Below are 18219 nucleotides of genomic sequence, written 5' to 3' on the forward strand. Positions count from 1 at the left end.
CTTAAAAATCCTTTCCCACTTTTTCTTCGATCGTAGCAAACTCTTTTGATTCCCGTCCATAATGGAGTTCTGCAAATCGTAAGAGATGTTTTTTCTTGAGTTCTTTAAACTCATAATAAAGTTCTTGGTTTTTAGAACGAAAGGCATTTTGTTCCATTTTCTCATAAGATAGGGCAAGCAGTCGATGTGGTTCCGCTTCCAATTCGTTTTTCGAGGAAATATCAATGTATCGAGTGGTAAAGTCGATCACCTGTAAATAATTCTTAAACGATTCTTGGTGTTTGATGTATTCTCGGTAAATTCCCGATTTTAAATCGATGTAGGATGGACTTTCTTTTACTTTAGGGTTTTCAATTTTATCAAGCAGGTTCATTGCTTTGACAAGACGTAAAGTGGTTTGTGATCTCAAATCATACAATTGTTTCTGAAATTCTTTTTCTTTGTTTTCCCTTCTTGCTACCTTTTGCCATTCGTATCGGTCCTCGTAAAACACTTCCTTTTTAAAATCCTCGCGGCGTTTATCGATATTCTTTTTGCCTTGTTCGAATCCATCGATGGCAAGTGAGTATTCCTTACTTGCGTCACTCCAACGTTTTTGGGAATTTTTCTCATCCACTAAGTCGAGAACGGGAATGGTATCGGTGGCGAGTGCATTTTCTCCCCAAGGAGACCCGGATTCTGGCCTCGTGGGTAGGATCGACTCCACACGGGTATCCACATTTGGACTCACATCCTTTGCAAATGCTGATTGGAGGGATAAAATGAGGAAGATCCAAAAAAATCGGTTTCGATTGACCATTTCAGGGAAACTTTCCTTGAATCCTAGATATTGGCAAGAACTATCAATTTATGGTACTAATTCAAAGAAAAATGGAAATTACTAAAAAGATTGTCCTGATTGCACATGATAACCGAAAAGAGGACCTTTTAGATTGGGTGAAATTCAATAAAGGAACCTTAAGCAAACACCATTTGTCTGCCACGGGAACGACAGGTAAACTCATCCATGAACAAATTGGACTTCCTGTATTTCGATTTATCTCGGGTCCCTTGGGTGGGGACCAACAAATTGGATCCAAAATTGTGGAAGATTCCATTGATTTTATGGTGTTTTTTTGGGATCCACTTTCAGCACAACCTCATGATCCAGATGTAAAAGCCTTACTTCGCATTGCAGTATTATATAATATTCCTATGGCATGCAATCGTTCTAGTGCTGATTTTCTAATATCTTCTTCCCTTATGGACAAAGAATATAACAGGCAACTAATCGATTACGGTTCGAGAATACCCGCTAAAAATTAAACGGAAATTCGTTTTGAAATAAGCAGCCGTCATTTGGTGTCGTTTGCGAAACATAAGATATAAGATGGGATAAATAAAATATTTTGAGATAGGCCAAAGATAAAACGAAATTTGAACTTCATCAGATAGAATGGATTCATTTGGTTTATCTTCCACGTCTAAAAAAACGTGAGAGTGTAAAAACTTTTTAAATGGACCTTTTTCTTGGTTGTCTTGGAACATTTTGTTTTTTTCATATATTGTATGTTTGGCGATCCAAGTCACATAAAGAAAAGGAATCATGGGAACCAAGGGAACTTTTAAAATCGCAACTTCTCCCACAGCAAGGGACTTTGGTTTTTGTTTCACTTGAATTCCTGGATTTGCTGTCATCAAAGTGGAAAATCCAATTGGATCTTCGTGGAATTGAAATAACTGTTCTTTGGTGACAGGGAATTGTGATCGGAAAATAAAAGTTTCCATATTGATTAGAAGGAAAAGAAATTCGAATGACTTGGTTTTTTTGGCAAAAGAAGAAGAAAAGAACGAATTTGGAACCAGATGTAATTTGTCGGATCGAAGAAGAATCAAAGAAACTTGGGAAAGATCAGGTTTTATTTGTCAGTTTCAAACAAAACAAAAATGGAAGAGGAGACGTTCTCGTAGGTTTTCAGGAAAAATCTGAAACCGATCATGGGTATGTACGCTATGAATCCGAAGAAGTGGAATCCAAGTTAAAAAACGGACAATTCCAACTTCACGATGGAAAACTCTACTTCTATCCTAATGTGGATATCGAATGGTTACCCACATCCAAAAAAGAGATCCATAAAATTGTTTCCAATTATGAATTTGCAAAAGAGGAATTGTATTTAGAGGCGATTGACTTCTTTTCTTTACTACCTGAGTTGAATTTATTGTTTCAAAAAGAAAAGGTCCTTTCTCTTTTTATGAAGGGAACGGTTTGTCAATTAGAGCTGAAGGAACTAGATGAGGAAAAAGAAAAAAGAATATCGGAATCGCTTCTGACTTATCTATCTTCCTTTTATCCTAGTCCCGTTTCAACACCACGGAATCACCTGTAGCAAGTTCCTTTTCCCAACCTCTCATTTTTGGTTTCACACTGCATATGGACTTTCCTAGGTTTAGGATCTCACCATCAAACAAAGCCTTTCCTCTTCTTTCAAAAGAGAGAAGTGAACCTGTTTTTAAACCATCATCCTTTCCTAAGGATACAATCACTTCGTCTTTTTTGACTTTTAGGATTTTCCCTTCGACAGGTAATAATTGTTTAATACGTTCACCAATTCGGTGTACGATGGTTGGCAAACTATCTCTACCACGCTGATTTGTTTTCCAATTGGCAATATCTTTTAATTGATCTCTGTCATACACAGAAATATCAAATTTGATATCACCGTTTTCGATTTGGTATTTTCCATGAACAACATAACGTACTTTGCTTGCGTTTTTGCGTTTTGAATCTAAGTGATGTAAGTTATCAATTGAAAACGGAATGGTTTGGGAAAAGGGATGGTAACTAGATTCTTTTAATAAAGTACGAATTTGTTTGAACTCGGATCCTTCGATCACTCTGACAGATAACATATTTTTTAATTGGTAACGAAGTGCTTCTGCAAATAGTCTTCCCGCTTGCAAATGATAGGGAAAGGGAGAAATGGATTCTAAATCAAATACATAGACTTCAGGACTATAACGAATCGGAGTATCCAGAACGGAATTTGGTTCGATTTGTAAATATCCTTCTTTGAATTCAATGGAATCCTTTAAATTCTTTAATACAAATTCTAATTTGTTTTGAAGTTTAAAAGAATTAGGATCTTCTTCTCGTAACCGTAAAAGTAAATTTGTGTATTTAACGGCATCCCCAGATTGGTTATAAAATTCGAGTAACTCCTTTCTGACGGTGGGAGTTTGTGCACTTAAGTCCCTCGCACGAAACAAATGAAATAAACTGCTTTTATGATATAACGAATGTTTTTCGGAATAAAACCTGTCTCTTCGGTAGTCACCTAATTCTCTTCGTAATTTCGATTCTTCCTTTTCTGATTCAATTGTGTATTCTTCTGCTTCAAAACGCAAAACTTCATCTAAGTCATCGAGAGCTAAAGCTCTTCTATAATGATAAGACGCAAATTTTGTTTCACCTAGCTCCCATGCTAGATTTGCTTCCAAACTATGATACAGTTGATTTTCAGGAAATTCACGTGCCAGTTCGTATATGGTTTTAAAAGCCTTATTCTTTAGATCTTTATCCTGATTGGCATTACTTAAAATTAAATCATGATACACATAATAAAAACGAGCAGATTCATTTTTTGGATCCAAATTTAAAGCATTTTCCAAGGTTTCCTTAACTTTGGGAAGTGTGGAAACTAGTAAATTGGGATGAAAGTAGTGTTCGTACAAAAGGATTTTGGCTTTAAAAGCAAAACCATCTGGGTCATTGGGTTCTTTTTTTGTGTAGGTATCAATCGCAAGTAAGGCATTCTCAAATTGTTTTTTGGAAAAATAAATTTCCGCTAACATCCGAAGTAAGTCAGCTGGTTCATCCAATCGGTCTGCTAGGTTTTTGATTTTATATAATGCGGAATCCAGTTTCCCTTGTTTTAAAAGAGATTTCGCCTCGGAAATTCGTAGGCCTGTATGGTTTGGGTATTCCTTCAGTAATGGATCGATCAAACTAGAAATTGATTTAAAATCATCTTCTAATAGATAAATTTCCGAAAGTCCCGTTACAGCTGGGATGTATTTTGATTCTCTTTGTAGAATATCCAAGTAAAATTTTTTACTCTCTTTATACGAACCTAAACGAAAACTACAGTCAGCAATTCCCAATTTGGCTTCGATAGAGTTTTTATTTTTTTGTAACGCAGACTGGTATAAGGAGATGGCCTTACGACAGTTATTCCCTTGTTGGAAATTTTTTCCCTCTGCGATATCTTCCAAAGCAGATGACTCACCAAACACTAGGTTGATGTTCACAAATAGAACTATGAATAAAACAATCAATAATTTGGACTTACCGAGGTTCTGGTACAAAATAACCTCCTTCATCTCTTCCTTTCACTCCACGGTGATCCACTCCAATGCCAATTTTAATGTATCTGTTGATCAGCTCAGGATTCGTATCGGTTTTGTAGGATAAGATATATCGGTAATCGAGTTGCGATTTAAATTCTTTATACAACTCTCTTTCTTCACCTTCTCCATCTAAGACGATGTATTTTCCATTTGTTGGCCCTGTAATATCGGACCAAGATTCTTCTAAATTGGGATTTGGATTGGTAGTGAGAACGTAAATGGGAATGGAATGTGCTTTTGCATAAGAAACAATTCTTGATTTTTGGTATTGTAAAAAACTATCTTCTTTTGCTTCTTTGGAAACTAAATACACTAAAATTTTTGGTCCCGTTTCCATAGATAATTTTTTAATCGCGGTGATACTTGCTTTCCCAAAGTTAAACTTTTCTTCTGCTTGGCTGTCTCTGATTTTTGCGAGAATATCTCGGAGAGAAACTGTTTCAGGAAGGATGAGTTGGCTATCCTTTCCCGCTCGGTATAAAGTGACTTTGTCCGTATCATGTAAGGATCGAAATAAAGGAAACAAACCATCTTCTAAATTTAATTTTCCTTTTTTTAAGGACTCACTATTTTCAAACACCATTGCAATTTGCAATTTATCATTGAGTTTGTTTTTGTTTGCTAAAGAGAAAAGGGGAGTCATATTATCATTTTCGAAAATTCGAAAACTCAGTCGGTCAATTCCTACGATTTCTTTTCCTCCCCTGTTTTTAACTCGGGTATAAATGTGGATGTTTGGAAAATCAGAAGTATCAATGGACTCAATTTTTAAATCCAAATTGGATAATAAATTGTTTTTTTGGGAAAAAATATCAATTCTGTGTTTTCCAAAATCTACAAAATACAAACTACCCGTGGCATCCATATTCGTTGCAAAAGGTCGGAATAAAACTCGGTAAACTCCCTTTTTGTCGCGAAACTTAGGTAATTGATTCCACTCGCCGTTAAACAAAGAGTAGGTCCAGATGCCAGTTAATTCATCTGTCAAAAAAATCTGATTGTCTAAAACACGAATGTTACGTGGTTTTTTCCACTCTGGTTTTGAAATGGTTTCTAATGTATTTCCATCATTATCAAATACGAATACTTGAAGTTTATCTTTGTCTACTACATACAACTTTTGGTTATCAATCGTGATTCCTGATGGGTTGACTAATTTTGAATTTCCTAAACCCGTGATCTCCATGACAAACTGTTGTTTGGAATTGAATTTTTGAATCCGGCCATTCCCTGAATCGGCAACATATAAATTCCCTAATTTATCAAAACAAATAGAAGAAGGTCCGCGAAATTGGCCTTGGCCTTTTCCTGGACTTCCGATTGAAAATAAAAAACTTCCTGATAAATCAAAAACTAAAACTTCATCCCGTGCAAAATCAGCGATATAAATCTTTTGATTTTGATACACAATGGAAACAGGGCGATCTAATTTTCTCGTGATTCCTCCACGCCAATTGGCAATGGGGTTACCTGCTGCATTGAACTTGATGACATTGGAAGTGTCAAATCCTGCTACATAAAAATTTCCATCTTCATCAAAAGTGATATCAACGGGATTTCGAAAGCGATACCCTCGAATGGAGTCACCTTCAATTGTTTTAAAAAATACTTTTTCCTTTTCTGTAACTCCACCTGCAATTGCTAGGCGAAGTGTCTCAATTTTATTGGAAATGAGTAAATCGTTTTTAGCTTTGGATGCCAAAATTTCCAATTCATCTAAAGCTTCCTCCCATTCACCTAACAAATAGTAGTTGTTTGCTAGTTCAAGTCGGGCTAAGTGGAAATCTTTTTTTAAGTTTACTGCTTTTTGGAAACGTTCTTTGGCCGCGGAATATTCCCTTAAATTTTTATAAGTGAGTCCACGTTTGAATTCTTCCTTGGCATTCTCCTCACCTAAGGAAAAATTGGGAAAGTCTAGAGGAAAGATTTGGGTGCAGACCAAAAGAAAGATGATGGATACAAACTTTCGCAAAAAAAACTCTCCCTCTGTCCCCCAGTTTAATGGGACATAATCCACAAGTCAACCCCTTCCTTGGGATCGGGGAGCCCTGTCTTTCTTTATTCTCGACAGATTCGCCAATTTGGCTAAGATGGAATTGTCATTATGTCGCCTGAAATCATAGAAAAAGAAGTTAAGCGAAGAAAAACCTTCGCGATCATTGCCCACCCGGATGCGGGAAAAACCACGCTGACAGAGAAACTTCTTCTCTATGGAGGTGCCATCCAATTGGCGGGGGCAGTAAAAGCGAAAAAAGAAGGGAAATCGGCGACTTCCGACTGGATGGCCATGGAAAAGGAAAGGGGAATCTCGATCACCTCAGCTGCCCTCCAATTTGAGTACAAAAACAGTATTTTAAACCTTCTCGACACTCCAGGTCACGAGGACTTCTCAGAAGACACCTACCGAACTCTGATGGCTGCTGATACGGCGGTCATGGTTCTAGATGCCGGGAAAGGGGTCGAACCGCAAACCATTAAGTTATTTCGTGTTTGTCGGGATAGGGGAATTCCCATCATTACCTTTATCAACAAAATGGACCGTCCCACTAAGGATTTGTATGCCCTACTAGATGAAATCGAAAAGGTTTTAGGCATTAAGGCAGTGCCCGATGTATGGCCGCTGGGAACAGGTTTTGATTTCAAGGGAGTTTATGATTTACGAGACCAGCAATTGTATTTATTCGACCGCACCCCTGGTGGAAAACAAAAAGCAGGGTTTCGCATGGCAGGTCCTAATGACCCAAGTCTTGACGAACAGTTTGATGAAGAAATCGTAAAAGCTTTCCGTGAACAAATTGATTTGGTTGAAAATGGAATTGGGCAAGTGGACAAAAATTCCTTTTTATTAGGAAATGAAACACCCGTTTACTTTGGTTCGGCGGTAAATAATTTCGGAATTGAACTCTTTCTAAATAAATTTTTAGAACTCGCACCAGGTCCTGATCATATTCCTCTTCGTGATGGAAATTATCTCGATCCAGTGAATTCTCCTTTTAGTGCGTTTGTGTTCAAAGTACAAGCAAACATGAATAAGGCGCATAGAGACCGAATTGCTTTTTTAAGAATTTGTTCCGGTGTTTTTGAACGAGGATTAAACGTAAATCATAATCGATTAGACAGACCAGTAAAGTTATCATCTAGTTTTGCTTTTTTCGGACAAGATCGGAACACTGTGGATTTAGCTTACCCTGGTGATATCATTGGGCTTGTGAATCCAGGAACCTATAAAATTGGTGATGTACTTTCTACAGGCAATACACCACCTCTGAGGCCACTTCCTAGTTTTGCTCCGGAACTGTTTGCAACCATCTCTTGCAAAGACACCTTACAATTAAAATCCTTTAAAAAGGGTTTGGATCAATTAGCAGAAGAAGGGATTTTACATCTTTTTACTTCTCGAACCATTGGTGGTGGAGTTCCTATTATCGGTGCCATGGGAAAACTACAATTTGAAGTATTCCAACGTCGATTAAAAGATGAATATGGGGCTGATACTTCCATCAATATTTTACCTTATGGAATTTCCCGTTGGGTAAAAAAGGAAGACCGATCAAAAATTCCATCAAATGCGAATTTGGTGGAAGATTTGTTTGGAAATATGGCTTTGTTATTTGATACAGAATGGGATATGAATTATTTTCATAAAAATAACGAAGAAATTAAGTTATTGGACAATCCACCACTCGAAGAATGATCAAATCACATCGATGCCAATCCATGTGATGTCATCGAGTAAATCCATTCCTTCGGAAAAAGATCTGATTTTGAAGTCTAATTCTTGTTTTACAAAGGAAATATGGTTTTCTTTCATTTTGTCAAAAAATGACATCAGTTCCTTTTCCCAAATTTTTTCTTTTTTTGAATTTTCAACATCTTTTAATCCATCAGTAAAGAGATAAAACCGATCTCCTTTTAGGATCGGGAATTCCAATACTTTGGGTTCTAGTTTGGGTAACATACCAAACATTGGGTTTAATTTTTCATAACATTTAGAAGTGTTATTTGTATAATGAATCATTCCTGGGTGGCCTGCGTTTCCATAATAAACCAAGTTTACATTCAAATCAAAAAGTAAAAAGAGAAAGGGAACAAACGCATATGGATCCGGGAAATGACGTGAAATTCCTTCATTCATTTTGACTAAAATCATTTCTGGATTTGTTTCCGTTCTTGTGATTTGATGAAAAAGTACTTTCAAAACGGTCATCATCATGGCAGCTTTCACTCCATGACCAATCACATCTCCGATTGCAAATATGTAACGATTGTTACCTAAATCGATGTAATCATAATAATCTCCACCAACTTGGATGAGTGGTCGATACAGGATTTCATAATCAAAACGCGGAAAAAATAGAATTTGTTTGGGTAGGTATTTCTTTTGAAGATCCTTGGCATAATCCATTTCCCTTTCAAATTCTAATCTTTTTTTGGTAACATTTTGGACCAAAAGAAGGGCACCACTGGCAAAATGATTTTTCTCCTCAAAATACCAAATTTGGTAAGTGATCTCTAAAAGTAATACGGTTCCATTTTCTGTCAGAACTTCAAATTCGTCTTTTCGTAACGTTTGCCCATTTGGATTGGTTTGGTTTTGGGAATTCGATGGATTTTCAGAAATTGTTTTCTCTTTTGTTGTGACAATCGATAGGTTTTGGATTTCTTTTAGAAACACCAATACTTCTTTTTTTAACCAAGATTTCAAAGGTTCTTGGTATAAATAAACGTCTGTTAAATCTAAATTGGTTTCGATTCGGGGGTTTTCTAAAAGGACTTCGCCAACGGAATCATATAAAATTGCGGCATGAGGAAATTCATTTAGGATTAAACTCAATTTTTGTTTGGATTCAATTTCTCTGAGGGAAATCAATGTGGAGATAAAAAAGGTAAAGACGAGTAACAATATAAGTGTTGTGATATTCGTTTCTAAGGAATCAAGAATGGGTTGTAAGACTAGATGGATGGGGCTTACGACAAATAGGTGAACCGGTAATCCATACAAGGGGATCCCGACAAGAAAAAAGCCCATACCATCGATTTCGACCTCTTTGAGTGTCGGTAAATTGGAGTTCGTTTGCAAAGATGATTTTGCTTTTTCTTTCCAAATGGCTGAAACCAAAAATTGATCTTCGATGAAGCCGGAGATACCATAATTCCCCGATTGATTGAGTAAAAACAATCCTTCATTGGGATCACTGAAAGAAGAATCAAGTAACGCTTCCTCTAAAAATGTACTCGGAAACAATCGGTAACGATTCCCATCGTTTACCAAAAAGTAAGAATTGAGTTTCCCTTCAAACTCACATGGTAAGATGAAAAAGGAAATATTTTTGTTTTCCTCTAAAACGAAACCCGGACAAACGGATTGGATTTCTGTGAAAGAATAAGGATTCGATTTGAATTTATTTGTTTTAGAGAATTCTATTTCTAAGGTTTGTCTGATTTGATTTTCAATATCGATTGCTAATAATTGGATTCGCACCAATTGAAATCGTTGGTTCCAATCCAAAGCATCTTTGTATTCCCGATAAATCATCCTCCCAATAATCAAACTGTATGGTAAAATGAGAAAAACTAAGAGAGATAAAAATAGTTTTAGAAATGATTTGGATCGAACAACGAAAATAAAATTCGAATAAAGAGATCGAATTTTGGTGAATTGCAAATTCATGTTATGGTGATTTGGATATTTTTTGAAAGTGAATGGATTTTGGTGTTTCTTCGTTCCCTAATCGATCGATAGAACTCAATTCCAGTTGGAAATTACCTGGACATATGAAAACTAAATCTTTACCCGTTTCTTCTTTCCAAACAAAATAGTCAGTAAATTGATCTCCTTCACATTGATAACGATATCGAATCGAACTGATTCCAGAACCTGAGTCCTTTGCTTCTACAATCAAATGATTGTTTGGTGCAATATAAGTGGTTTCCGATTTACGAAACGTTGGAGTTTGAAACCAAAATTTTGTTTCGGGTGGAGTTCTATCTACTTTAAATTCCCAAATTTGCATTCCATCGGAGACACCTAAATCATTGGTGACTTTGTATTCCAATCGGTAGTTTCCATCTTTTGGAAAGTCCATTTGTGGGGAAGTTGTAGTTTGCCAAATCCCACCATTCACGCGGTAACGAACTTTAAAATGTTTTGTAATTGTGATCGGGACGATGGTGATTTGTTTGGATGTTAAAAATAATTCAGCACTTCCATCCTTTGTAGGAATAGGAACTAAGACATCTGTTTTGACTGGGATTTTAGCGATGGCTTTCTCTACGGGTTTCGGTTTTTTTCCAAAGGAATTGACATTGTATAAATCAGTCCAAAAGCCCCTTACTTTTCGTTTTGCCACAGCACGAATGCGAAAGAATCCATATCCTTCTGGAATGAATAATTGGATGGGACCTGGATTTGCCAACACACGGAAAGGAATTTCTAATTCTAAATCATCTGATTTCCAAAGTTCGATTTCATATTGGATGATGTCGTCTCTGTCTGGAACCAAAGAAAACTGAATTTGTTTTGCTTCCAATTTAGTTGGAAAGGCGATGAAAAGGAGAACGAAACAAACAAAACATAGGAAGGGAAAGATTCGAAAAGGCGAAATCGAAAAACTCATTTTTCTTCTGGGATGGGAGGATTTGGAACAGCAAATGGTTTCAAAGGAGGTTTTCCTTTTTCTACATACGTCGCAAAACCAGCGTTTACCTGAACCGTCACTTTTTCCGCTGAGACAAGAACGGCACCTTCATAACAACTGAGTGTTGTATTACCACTTCCATCCACTTCAGTTAGGAAATCGGTTCCTTTGACTACGGATTCCGCAGCTTCCGTTTTTAAGAGGAACATTTTTTGGTTTTTCCCAGAGGATTTCGGAATGAGGGAGCGAATCCTACCTTGTCTTAAAAACAGTTCATCTGGTTCTGTATCCGATTTTCCTCGTTCCATAATCACATGGCTATTTTCTGTGATTTCAAACCGAGAACCAGATAGAAAAACAAACTGAGCTTCAGAGTCTTTGAGGGTTCTCACTTCGTCTTTCGCATAAAGTCCTTCACCATTTTTTGCCTTCGCCCAATCATTTTGTTTTTGTGAGATTTTTAAAACTTCTGTGGTTCCGGTAAATCGTTGTAAGTCGGCGAGAGGTTTTTTCCCCAAACTTTTTGGGATCCACAATTTCATCCCTGGAATGATGAGATTTGGATTGTCGATTTGATTGGATTTTAGAAGTTCCTTCCATTTCCTTGGATCATCCAAATAGGTTTTGGAAATGATACTTAAGGTTTGTCCTTTTTCCACAATGATGGTGATGCCATCATCTGGGTTTGGTTGAATGATTGGTTTTTTAGAATCGGTAAATCCATGTGTGATCGGAACTACAATACAAAGGATCAGAAATAGAGTATGGAATAAATTGAATGAAATTTGTTTTTGGTGAGTCAGTAAATAACCCAAGAAAGAGTAACTTTTGTTATGCTTACTTGAGCTGAGAAAGGTCGAAAAAAAGGGGAAACGGATTTTTTTCATCTAATTTCCCCTTTTTTTAATTGTTAGTCGATGTTTTCTGCGACTAGTTCCGCAATGTCTTTTACTTTTACGGAATCAATTTTTTCCGCAGCTTTGACACCATCTGTGATCATCGTGATACAGAATGGACATGCAGTAGCGATGGTAGTTGCACCCGTATCAAGGAGTTGACCTGTACGTTTGCTATTCACACGCATACTTTCTGGGTTGGATTCATCTACGTGTTCTTCCATCCAGTACTGCGCACCACCCGCACCACAACAAAGTCCTTTGGAGTGATGGTCGACTGCTTCTTCAATTTTTCCACCAGATACTTTTTTCACAACATCACGAGGGTTGTCGTAATTGTTGTTATAACGTCCGATGTAACAAGAGTCGTGGTAAGTATACTTACCAGTGTTTGCATCATCAGCCACTTTTACATCGATTTTACCTTCTTTAGAAAGTTGGTTGATGTATTCCGAGTGGTGGATGACTTCAAAGTTACCACCAAATTGTGGGTATTCGTTTTTGATAGTGTTATAACAGTGTGGGCAAGCAGTTACGATTTTTTTGATACCGTATCCGTTGATCGTGTCCACGTTTGTTTGTGCTAGTGTTTGGTAGAGGTATTCGTTACCACCACGGCGAGCAGAGTCTCCCGAACATCCTTCTTCTGTTCCCAGGATACCAAAGTTCACATCTGCTTTTTGCATGATTTTTACGAAGTCACGAGAGATCTTTTTGTTTCTCTCATCAAAAGCTCCCGCACAACCTACCCAATAGAGTACGTCTACGTTTTTGTCTTCTGCTTCTGAAAGAACTTTTACATTTAAACCTTCCGCCCAGTCTGCTCTTGTGTGAGCACCAACACCCCATGGATTCGAATTGTTTTCCATGTTTGTGAATGCTTTTTGAAGTTCAGGGCTCATCTTGGATTCTGCAAGAACTAAGTGACGGCGCATTTCAATGATGGCATTTACTTGGTTGTTTCCAACAGGGCATGCTTCTACGCACGCATAACAAGTAGTACATCCCCAAAGAGCTTCTTCGCTAAGACCTTCGTGAGAGTTGATGACTCCAGTCTCAAGTGCCGCTACTGCTTCCGCTGCTTCTTCTGGGGTTTTACCAGCGCGTGCTTCCGCTACTTGTGGCATTTTCTCTAACATTTGGTGTTTGAGTTCCACGATGATGGCCTTTGGATTTAATACTTTGCCAGTTCTGTTGGCAGGGCATTCCACTTGGCAACGTCCACATTCAATACAAGACATACCGTCAAGAAGGTTTGGCCAAGGAAAGTCTTCCACTCGGTTGGATCCCCAAACTGCATTTTCATCATCCAAATTGAGTTTGGAAAGTTGACCTTTTGGAGTGTCAGTGGCAAGGAAGTAGTTAAACGGAGCAAAGATTAAGTGAGCATGTTTCGAAGTAGGAACATACAACATAAAGGAAAATACAGTGATGATATGGCCCCACCACATGATTTGGAAAACGATATCTGCAGAAGAGTTTGCCACTCCCACCGATTCCCAAAGTTTTCCAATCGCACCATCAATGAATCCAGCATGAGTGTAATAAGTTGCTGCAACTGTTTTGGCACCATTGCCAAGTAAGGTGGTAACCATAAGAGTGGCAATCATACTGATCACGATCGCAGATGCAGGTGAGTGAACATCGAGTCCTTTTGCTTTTTTGATCCAACGTCTCCAAGCAAAAAAACCAAGACCAGTTAAAACTAAAATGGATACGTAGTTAACGGTTTGTTCGTAGATATGATTTGCAGATTCGCCAAATAAAAAATTAGGCAGAGCAAATTGGTAAGGGTCTTCCATGGCATAACCAAAAACACCAGCGATCATTTGGCTTGTAGTATGGATCGTATACACGATGAATCCATAAAAAACAAACGCATGCATGATCCCGCGTACTGGTTCACGGAAGTTCTTTTTTTGTAAGATTACGTTTATGAAAAAACTTTTTAAACGGAATCCGATGTTAAGGTTCTTTTTTGCATCTTCGTTAAAGAATGCAGGACGACCATTGAAGATCAATCCGAGCCTGTAAAGGATAGCGCGGACAAACACTACGTTTGCCACGACGAAAAAAGCTGTGAATAATAGGTGAAAGAGAATTCTTCCGATATCCATTTATATTTATGCCCTTAAGGTGTTTGGTATTTCCTAGGATTTCTATAGAAAAATGAATGTCCAGGAAAATTCGGTTTTTACAGGGATATGTCAGAAGATTTCCTGTCCAAGTAGGTAGAGATATGAACTTGTCCTCTTTTTCCTTGAACCCCAATGACCCCGCCGATGCCGTCCTCATCAAAGCCACTGAAGGCAAACGAATCTCTCCCAGTGAGGCATTGGTTCTGTACAAGGACGCTGACTTTCTGAAAATTCAAATGGTGGCTCGGTTTCTACGAGAAAAGATCAGACCACACACAGAGGCCAGTTATACCATGTTTCGGGTGGTCAATTACACCAATTATTGCAATGTAGAGTGCAATTTTTGTTCCTTTATGGATGAAATCGGGAATGGAAAGGGCTATGTCCTCTCCAAAGAAGACATCTTACAAAAGATGGACTATGCCGTAGAAGAAGGCGCCGACCAAATGTTCTTACAAGGTGGGGTTTACCCAGAACTTCCTTTTTCGTATTACCTCGATGTGATTCGCACGGTGAAAGCCAAATACCCGAAGATGCACATTCGGGCTTTTTCTCCAGTAGAAGTGATCAATTTAGAAACCATCACCGGAAAACCGTTGCGAGAAGTATTACAAATCTTAAAGGAAGCTGGTCTTGACTCTGTTCCTGGGGCCGGTGCAGAAATCCTTACGGAAAGGATGCGCCAAATCATCTCTCCGAAAAAAGCCTCAGTCGCTGAATGGGTGCGAGCGATGGAAACCTGTCACGAAGTAGGCCTCAAAGGATCAGCCAATATTGTCTTTGGATCCGAAGAATCAGAAGAGGAAGTCATCGAACACTTACAGGTGGTTCGGGATTTACAAGATAGAACGGGTGGATTTTTATCCTTTATTCCTTGGACCTTCCAACCCCAAACCAAACGGTTTAAAGTAAGGCCTGTTCCGACTCACGAGTATTTGAAGGTTCTCGGAATTTGCCGCATCTTTTTAGATAATATCCCACATATCGAAACATCTGTGATGGTGCTTGGCAAAGGGGTCGGTCAACTGGCTTTGTATTCGGGAGCAGATGATATTTCCTCGGTTGTGATTGAAGAAAACGTATTACGTTCGTTTGGTTTGAAAACGGAAAAAGAAGCCCGTAAATTTTTGCAGGAAGGTGGGTTTCGACCCGTCCGCCGTGACCTGAACTATGCGGAAGTTAGTTCTCCATTAGAAGTAGCCTAAGACTCGATTTTCCAAAAGGTCGGAGGTTTCCAAAGGATTGGATTCTCTATGGCTATCCGCAAAAAAAAAAGATGGGGGATCTTTCCCCATCCTTCAAATTTTACACCTTATCCGTAATGGACATAAACTGAGAATCAGTCTCAACTACTAGCCTAAATCGATAAGTTGAATCCGTCGATTCTTTTTTTACATTTCGAGTAGGGTGATGCGGTTTCTACCTTCGTTTTTGGAAGTGTAGAGGGCAGTGTCAATTTTATGGTAGAGTTCATCAAAACTTGGATCATCCTCTGGGTGGAATAAGGTTCCCCCGATCGAGACTGTCAAAGTTAAAGATTCATTGGGATTATTATAAATGGGGATTTGTAATTCCTCCATTTTCTCACGAATGGACTCTGTGAGGATTTGTAATCCTTCTTTATCAATGGGAGATACAAGCAAACAAAACTCATCTCCACCAATTCTTGCGGCAATGTCTGTGATGCGAGTTCTTGATTTTAAGGTTTTGGCAAAGGCTTGGATGGCTATGTCCCCTTGTTTGTGCCCATAACGATCGTTAATGGTTTTCAATTTGTCCAAATCTAAGATCACAAGCCCAATGACAAATCCTTCCCTATGGGATCTTTTTTTATACAAATCAAATTGTTCTAAAAGATGCCTTCGGTTAAAAAGTTCCGTCATAGAATCCACTCGGGAAAGATCTTCAATCTTTTGGTTGATGCGAAGGAGTTTTCCCACTGTGATATGGAGTTTTTCTTTCACGCGGTATTCTTCAAAGCGCCAGTAGTTGATGAGAAAGTTTGCTACAATCCCGAAGGCCAATAAAAAGCTAACAATCAAAACATCTTGGTAAAAGAAATAACGATCGAACCCTTGGATTCGTGAAAAATTTAAATGAAGCGGAATAAAAACAGAGATATAAATCAAAGATAAGATACAGATACGAATTGGTTCTAACCAGAGTAAGATGGAAGCTCCCGCAATCACAATGGCGGAACCAAACAGATAATAGGCGTGATTGGGGTTATCAAAAACCATCATGGGAATGTATAAAGCAACAAGCCCAATGAGAACAAGGCTAGTGATTCCTAAGATATTTTTTTTGTAACGTTTGATCCCTCGTTTGGCCAATAAGTAGACCATAAAACAAATCGCAAGAGAAGAGATACGAAAGAAAGCAATCCAGAAACTTGCTTCTTTTGTGCGAACCAGTGAATCGACAAAGAGAAGAGAAATGATGGATGTGACTGCTGTCATCACACTAAAAATCTGTAGGGAAGAAGCGATATCATCCAAATTATTGGTAATGAATGTAGGATGGTAGGATCGTAAAAATAATTTACGTAATACAAATCCGTATCGTTTGAAAGTATACCTACGCATGGTGGAAACCAGGTTTTAGACTAGCATAGGTTGTTTGGAAGTAAACCATTTCGTGAATTAGAATAAGATCACTTTTCTTTGTGACTTGGCAAGCACATCAGGCAATGACAAACCATCACTGCCAAGGGAACGTATTCTTTCGCCATTGCTATATAGTACAACTCCTTGGATTCCAAAATTACCTACATAGGTAAAGGTAATTTGATCCAATCGGTCTTTTAGGATTTCCATGCTCCCGCCATAATTGACATCTTCAGAAACGGAAAGGTGTAAGATTCCGTTTTCCAAACGATAGCTGGGTTCGATTCGGATCTTTTTTGTGAGAGCCGAAAGTACACCCTTGGTTTTTTCTTCGGAGTTTGGACCTTTTGTTAACTCTTGGAATAAAAAGAGAATGGGATCTCCCCCCGGAAATTCACGGGTGAGTTTGACTAGTTGCGACTGGCTGTTTTTCCCTGTGCCATAAAATTTCAGAAAGTAAACGGGGAGGTAACCTGGCTCAGCACTGATTCGTTTCCCAGCACCAGGAAAACGGTCTTCTGGTAAGGTGATTTCGGGAATGGTTTCATCCACTAGTTTTGTCGGTTTGGGTTTCGGAGAACTGGTTGGGTATGTATGATTGAATACTTCTTCTTCCCAATTGAGGTCGTCTTCAAAGCCTTCTGTTTGGAAGGGATCGGTGGGTTCTGCAAATTTAGGTGTAGTGGTTTGTTTGCCTAAATTCCGAAAACCTTGTTTGGGAAATAAATTGGTTGTGGCCTTCGGATCAAAGCCCATTGATTTTTCAATGAGGACGAGTACAAAGAAGATCCCGCCAAGGAAATAGCGTAATGATTTCCATTTGTCTTCTTGAATTTGGGGAAGTACCGCCACACTATTTATGTCGGAAAGGAAAAGGGATTCAAATTTAAAAAAATTCTTTGAGAGAAGTTAAATCTTCAAATTTCCATTCAAAATCGGGAATTTCACCTGGGAGCCCATGACCATAGGTACAAAATCCAAAGGGACAACCGTTTTGTCTGGCAGCTTCCCAATCACTGAAGCGGTCTCCAATCATAGCAATTGCACTCGGTTCTAAATTGTATTTCCTGACATACTCAGCCAAAATTTCTCCCTTGGTGTGGATGGATTCTTGGTTGATGACAACGATGGGTTCGAAGTATTGCAAAACGCCAGCCGTATCGAGAACGGTTTCAATATAAGGTTTTCTCCCATTGGAGGCACAGGTGATGGTATATCCTTTTTCCTTTAGGTAATGGATCGTGGAACCAACCCCTGCATAAAAATCACCACCACCACTGCGAATGGAATCACAAAGTAAATCCAGGACTCTTCCTGAAATCGTATCTCGTTCTGGTTCTGGTAAGTGTGGAAGTAGGTTTGCAAAAATAGTGCGCACAGGTTTTCCGATTTCATTCATAATCTGATCGTGTGTTGGTAAAGACGTGATTTTTCCTGTTTTCTCGGCAAACTCTTCGATTGCCTGCACATACGTCTTAAAGATTATGGATTCTGAGGAAAATAAGGTCCCATCGACATCGAAGGCGACCATGCGGATTTCCCCCAAGCGGTT

General features: G+C 38.5%; 15 protein-coding genes. 4 read left to right on the plus strand and 11 right to left on the minus strand.

Translation table 11 applies throughout. The annotated features are described in order from the left end of the window. Nucleotide 1: 1 nt before the first annotated feature. Nucleotides 2-799, minus strand: a complete 798-nt coding sequence (locus EHQ59_RS05070; RefSeq protein ID WP_135618085.1) for an FcpA-related putative periplasmic flagellar protein — start codon at nt 797-799, stop codon at nt 2-4. A gap of 50 nt (nt 800-849) precedes the next feature. On the opposite strand from EHQ59_RS05070, the gene EHQ59_RS05075 reads away from it, so the two are divergent. Then, on the plus strand, nt 850-1305 hold the full coding sequence (locus EHQ59_RS05075; RefSeq protein WP_244245392.1) for a methylglyoxal synthase: 456 nt from the start codon (nt 850-852) through the stop codon (nt 1303-1305). On the opposite strand, the gene EHQ59_RS05080 is transcribed toward EHQ59_RS05075, so the two are convergent. Then, on the minus strand, nt 1267-1767 hold the full coding sequence (locus EHQ59_RS05080) for an SRPBCC family protein (protein ID WP_135618089.1): 501 nt from the start codon (nt 1765-1767) through the stop codon (nt 1267-1269). The two genes, EHQ59_RS05075 and EHQ59_RS05080, sit on opposite strands and share 39 nt — an antisense overlap. A 26-nt stretch (nt 1768-1793) precedes the next feature. Here EHQ59_RS05080 and EHQ59_RS05085 point away from each other — a divergent pair, with 26 nt between their 5' ends. Continuing rightward, nucleotides 1794-2369, plus strand: coding sequence for a hypothetical protein (locus EHQ59_RS05085; protein ID WP_135618091.1), 576 nt, complete (start codon nt 1794-1796; stop codon nt 2367-2369). Here the strand turns inward: EHQ59_RS05085 and EHQ59_RS05090 are convergent. Continuing rightward, nucleotides 2335-4347 carry a tetratricopeptide repeat protein gene (locus tag EHQ59_RS05090; RefSeq protein WP_244245393.1) on the minus strand — a complete coding sequence of 671 codons (2013 nt, stop codon included), beginning with the start codon at nt 4345-4347 and terminating at the stop codon, nt 2335-2337. The genes EHQ59_RS05085 and EHQ59_RS05090 overlap by 35 nt on opposite strands. Continuing rightward, the gene (locus tag EHQ59_RS05095) at nt 4328-6406 is read right to left on the minus strand and encodes a 6-bladed beta-propeller (RefSeq protein WP_244245394.1); all 2079 of its coding nucleotides are present in this window, start codon (nt 6404-6406) and stop codon (nt 4328-4330) included. The genes EHQ59_RS05090 and EHQ59_RS05095 overlap by 20 nt, the downstream gene beginning before the upstream one ends. An 87-nt stretch (nt 6407-6493) precedes the next feature. On the opposite strand from EHQ59_RS05095, the gene EHQ59_RS05100 reads away from it, so the two are divergent. After that, nucleotides 6494-8083: a peptide chain release factor 3 gene (locus EHQ59_RS05100; protein WP_135618094.1), complete on the plus strand. Its 1590-nt coding sequence runs from the start codon at nt 6494-6496 to the stop codon at nt 8081-8083. Here EHQ59_RS05100 and EHQ59_RS05105 read toward each other — a convergent pair whose 3' ends face one another. The 4 genes from EHQ59_RS05105 to EHQ59_RS05120 form a co-directional block, all read right to left on the minus strand. Next, nucleotides 8084-10060 carry a PP2C family protein-serine/threonine phosphatase gene (locus EHQ59_RS05105; protein ID WP_135618096.1) on the minus strand — a complete coding sequence of 659 codons (1977 nt, stop codon included), beginning with the start codon at nt 10058-10060 and terminating at the stop codon, nt 8084-8086. 1 nt (nt 10061) lies between these two features. Next, entirely contained in the window at nt 10062-10919 is an 858-nt protein-coding gene (locus EHQ59_RS05110; RefSeq protein WP_244245395.1) for an LBF_2017 N-terminal domain-containing protein, read from the minus strand. Nucleotides 10920-11002: 83 nt separating this feature from the next. Beyond that, the gene (locus tag EHQ59_RS05115; protein ID WP_244245396.1) at nt 11003-11842 is read right to left on the minus strand and encodes a FecR family protein; all 840 of its coding nucleotides are present in this window, start codon (nt 11840-11842) and stop codon (nt 11003-11005) included. A 95-nt stretch (nt 11843-11937) separates the two neighbouring features. After that, nucleotides 11938-14040, minus strand: a complete 2103-nt coding sequence (locus tag EHQ59_RS05120; RefSeq protein ID WP_135618101.1) for a (Fe-S)-binding protein — start codon at nt 14038-14040, stop codon at nt 11938-11940. Nucleotides 14041-14162: 122 nt separating this feature from the next. Here EHQ59_RS05120 and mqnC point away from each other — a divergent pair, with 122 nt between their 5' ends. Continuing rightward, nucleotides 14163-15266, plus strand: coding sequence for a cyclic dehypoxanthinyl futalosine synthase (gene mqnC, locus EHQ59_RS05125; protein ID WP_135618103.1), 1104 nt, complete (start codon nt 14163-14165; stop codon nt 15264-15266). Between the two features lie 186 nt (nt 15267-15452). Here the strand turns inward: mqnC and EHQ59_RS05130 are convergent, their stop codons facing one another. Genes EHQ59_RS05130 through EHQ59_RS05140 form a run of 3 tightly spaced genes read right to left on the minus strand, consistent with a single transcriptional unit; the run spans nt 15453 to nt 18198 of the window. Continuing rightward, nucleotides 15453-16646 carry a GGDEF domain-containing protein gene (locus EHQ59_RS05130; protein ID WP_135618105.1) on the minus strand — a complete coding sequence of 398 codons (1194 nt, stop codon included), beginning with the start codon at nt 16644-16646 and terminating at the stop codon, nt 15453-15455. A 57-nt stretch (nt 16647-16703) separates the two neighbouring features. Further along, entirely contained in the window at nt 16704-17519 is an 816-nt protein-coding gene (locus tag EHQ59_RS05135) for a GerMN domain-containing protein (protein ID WP_135618106.1), read from the minus strand. 34 nt (nt 17520-17553) lie between these two features. Continuing rightward, nucleotides 17554-18198 (minus strand): HAD family hydrolase, encoded by a 645-nt coding sequence (locus EHQ59_RS05140; RefSeq protein ID WP_244245415.1) that lies wholly within the window; start codon nt 18196-18198, stop codon nt 17554-17556. Nucleotides 18199-18219: the final 21 nt, after the last annotated feature.

This window comes from Leptospira kemamanensis, assembly GCF_004769665.1.
GTDB classification, from domain to species: Bacteria; Spirochaetota; Leptospiria; order Leptospirales; family Leptospiraceae; genus Leptospira_A; species Leptospira_A kemamanensis.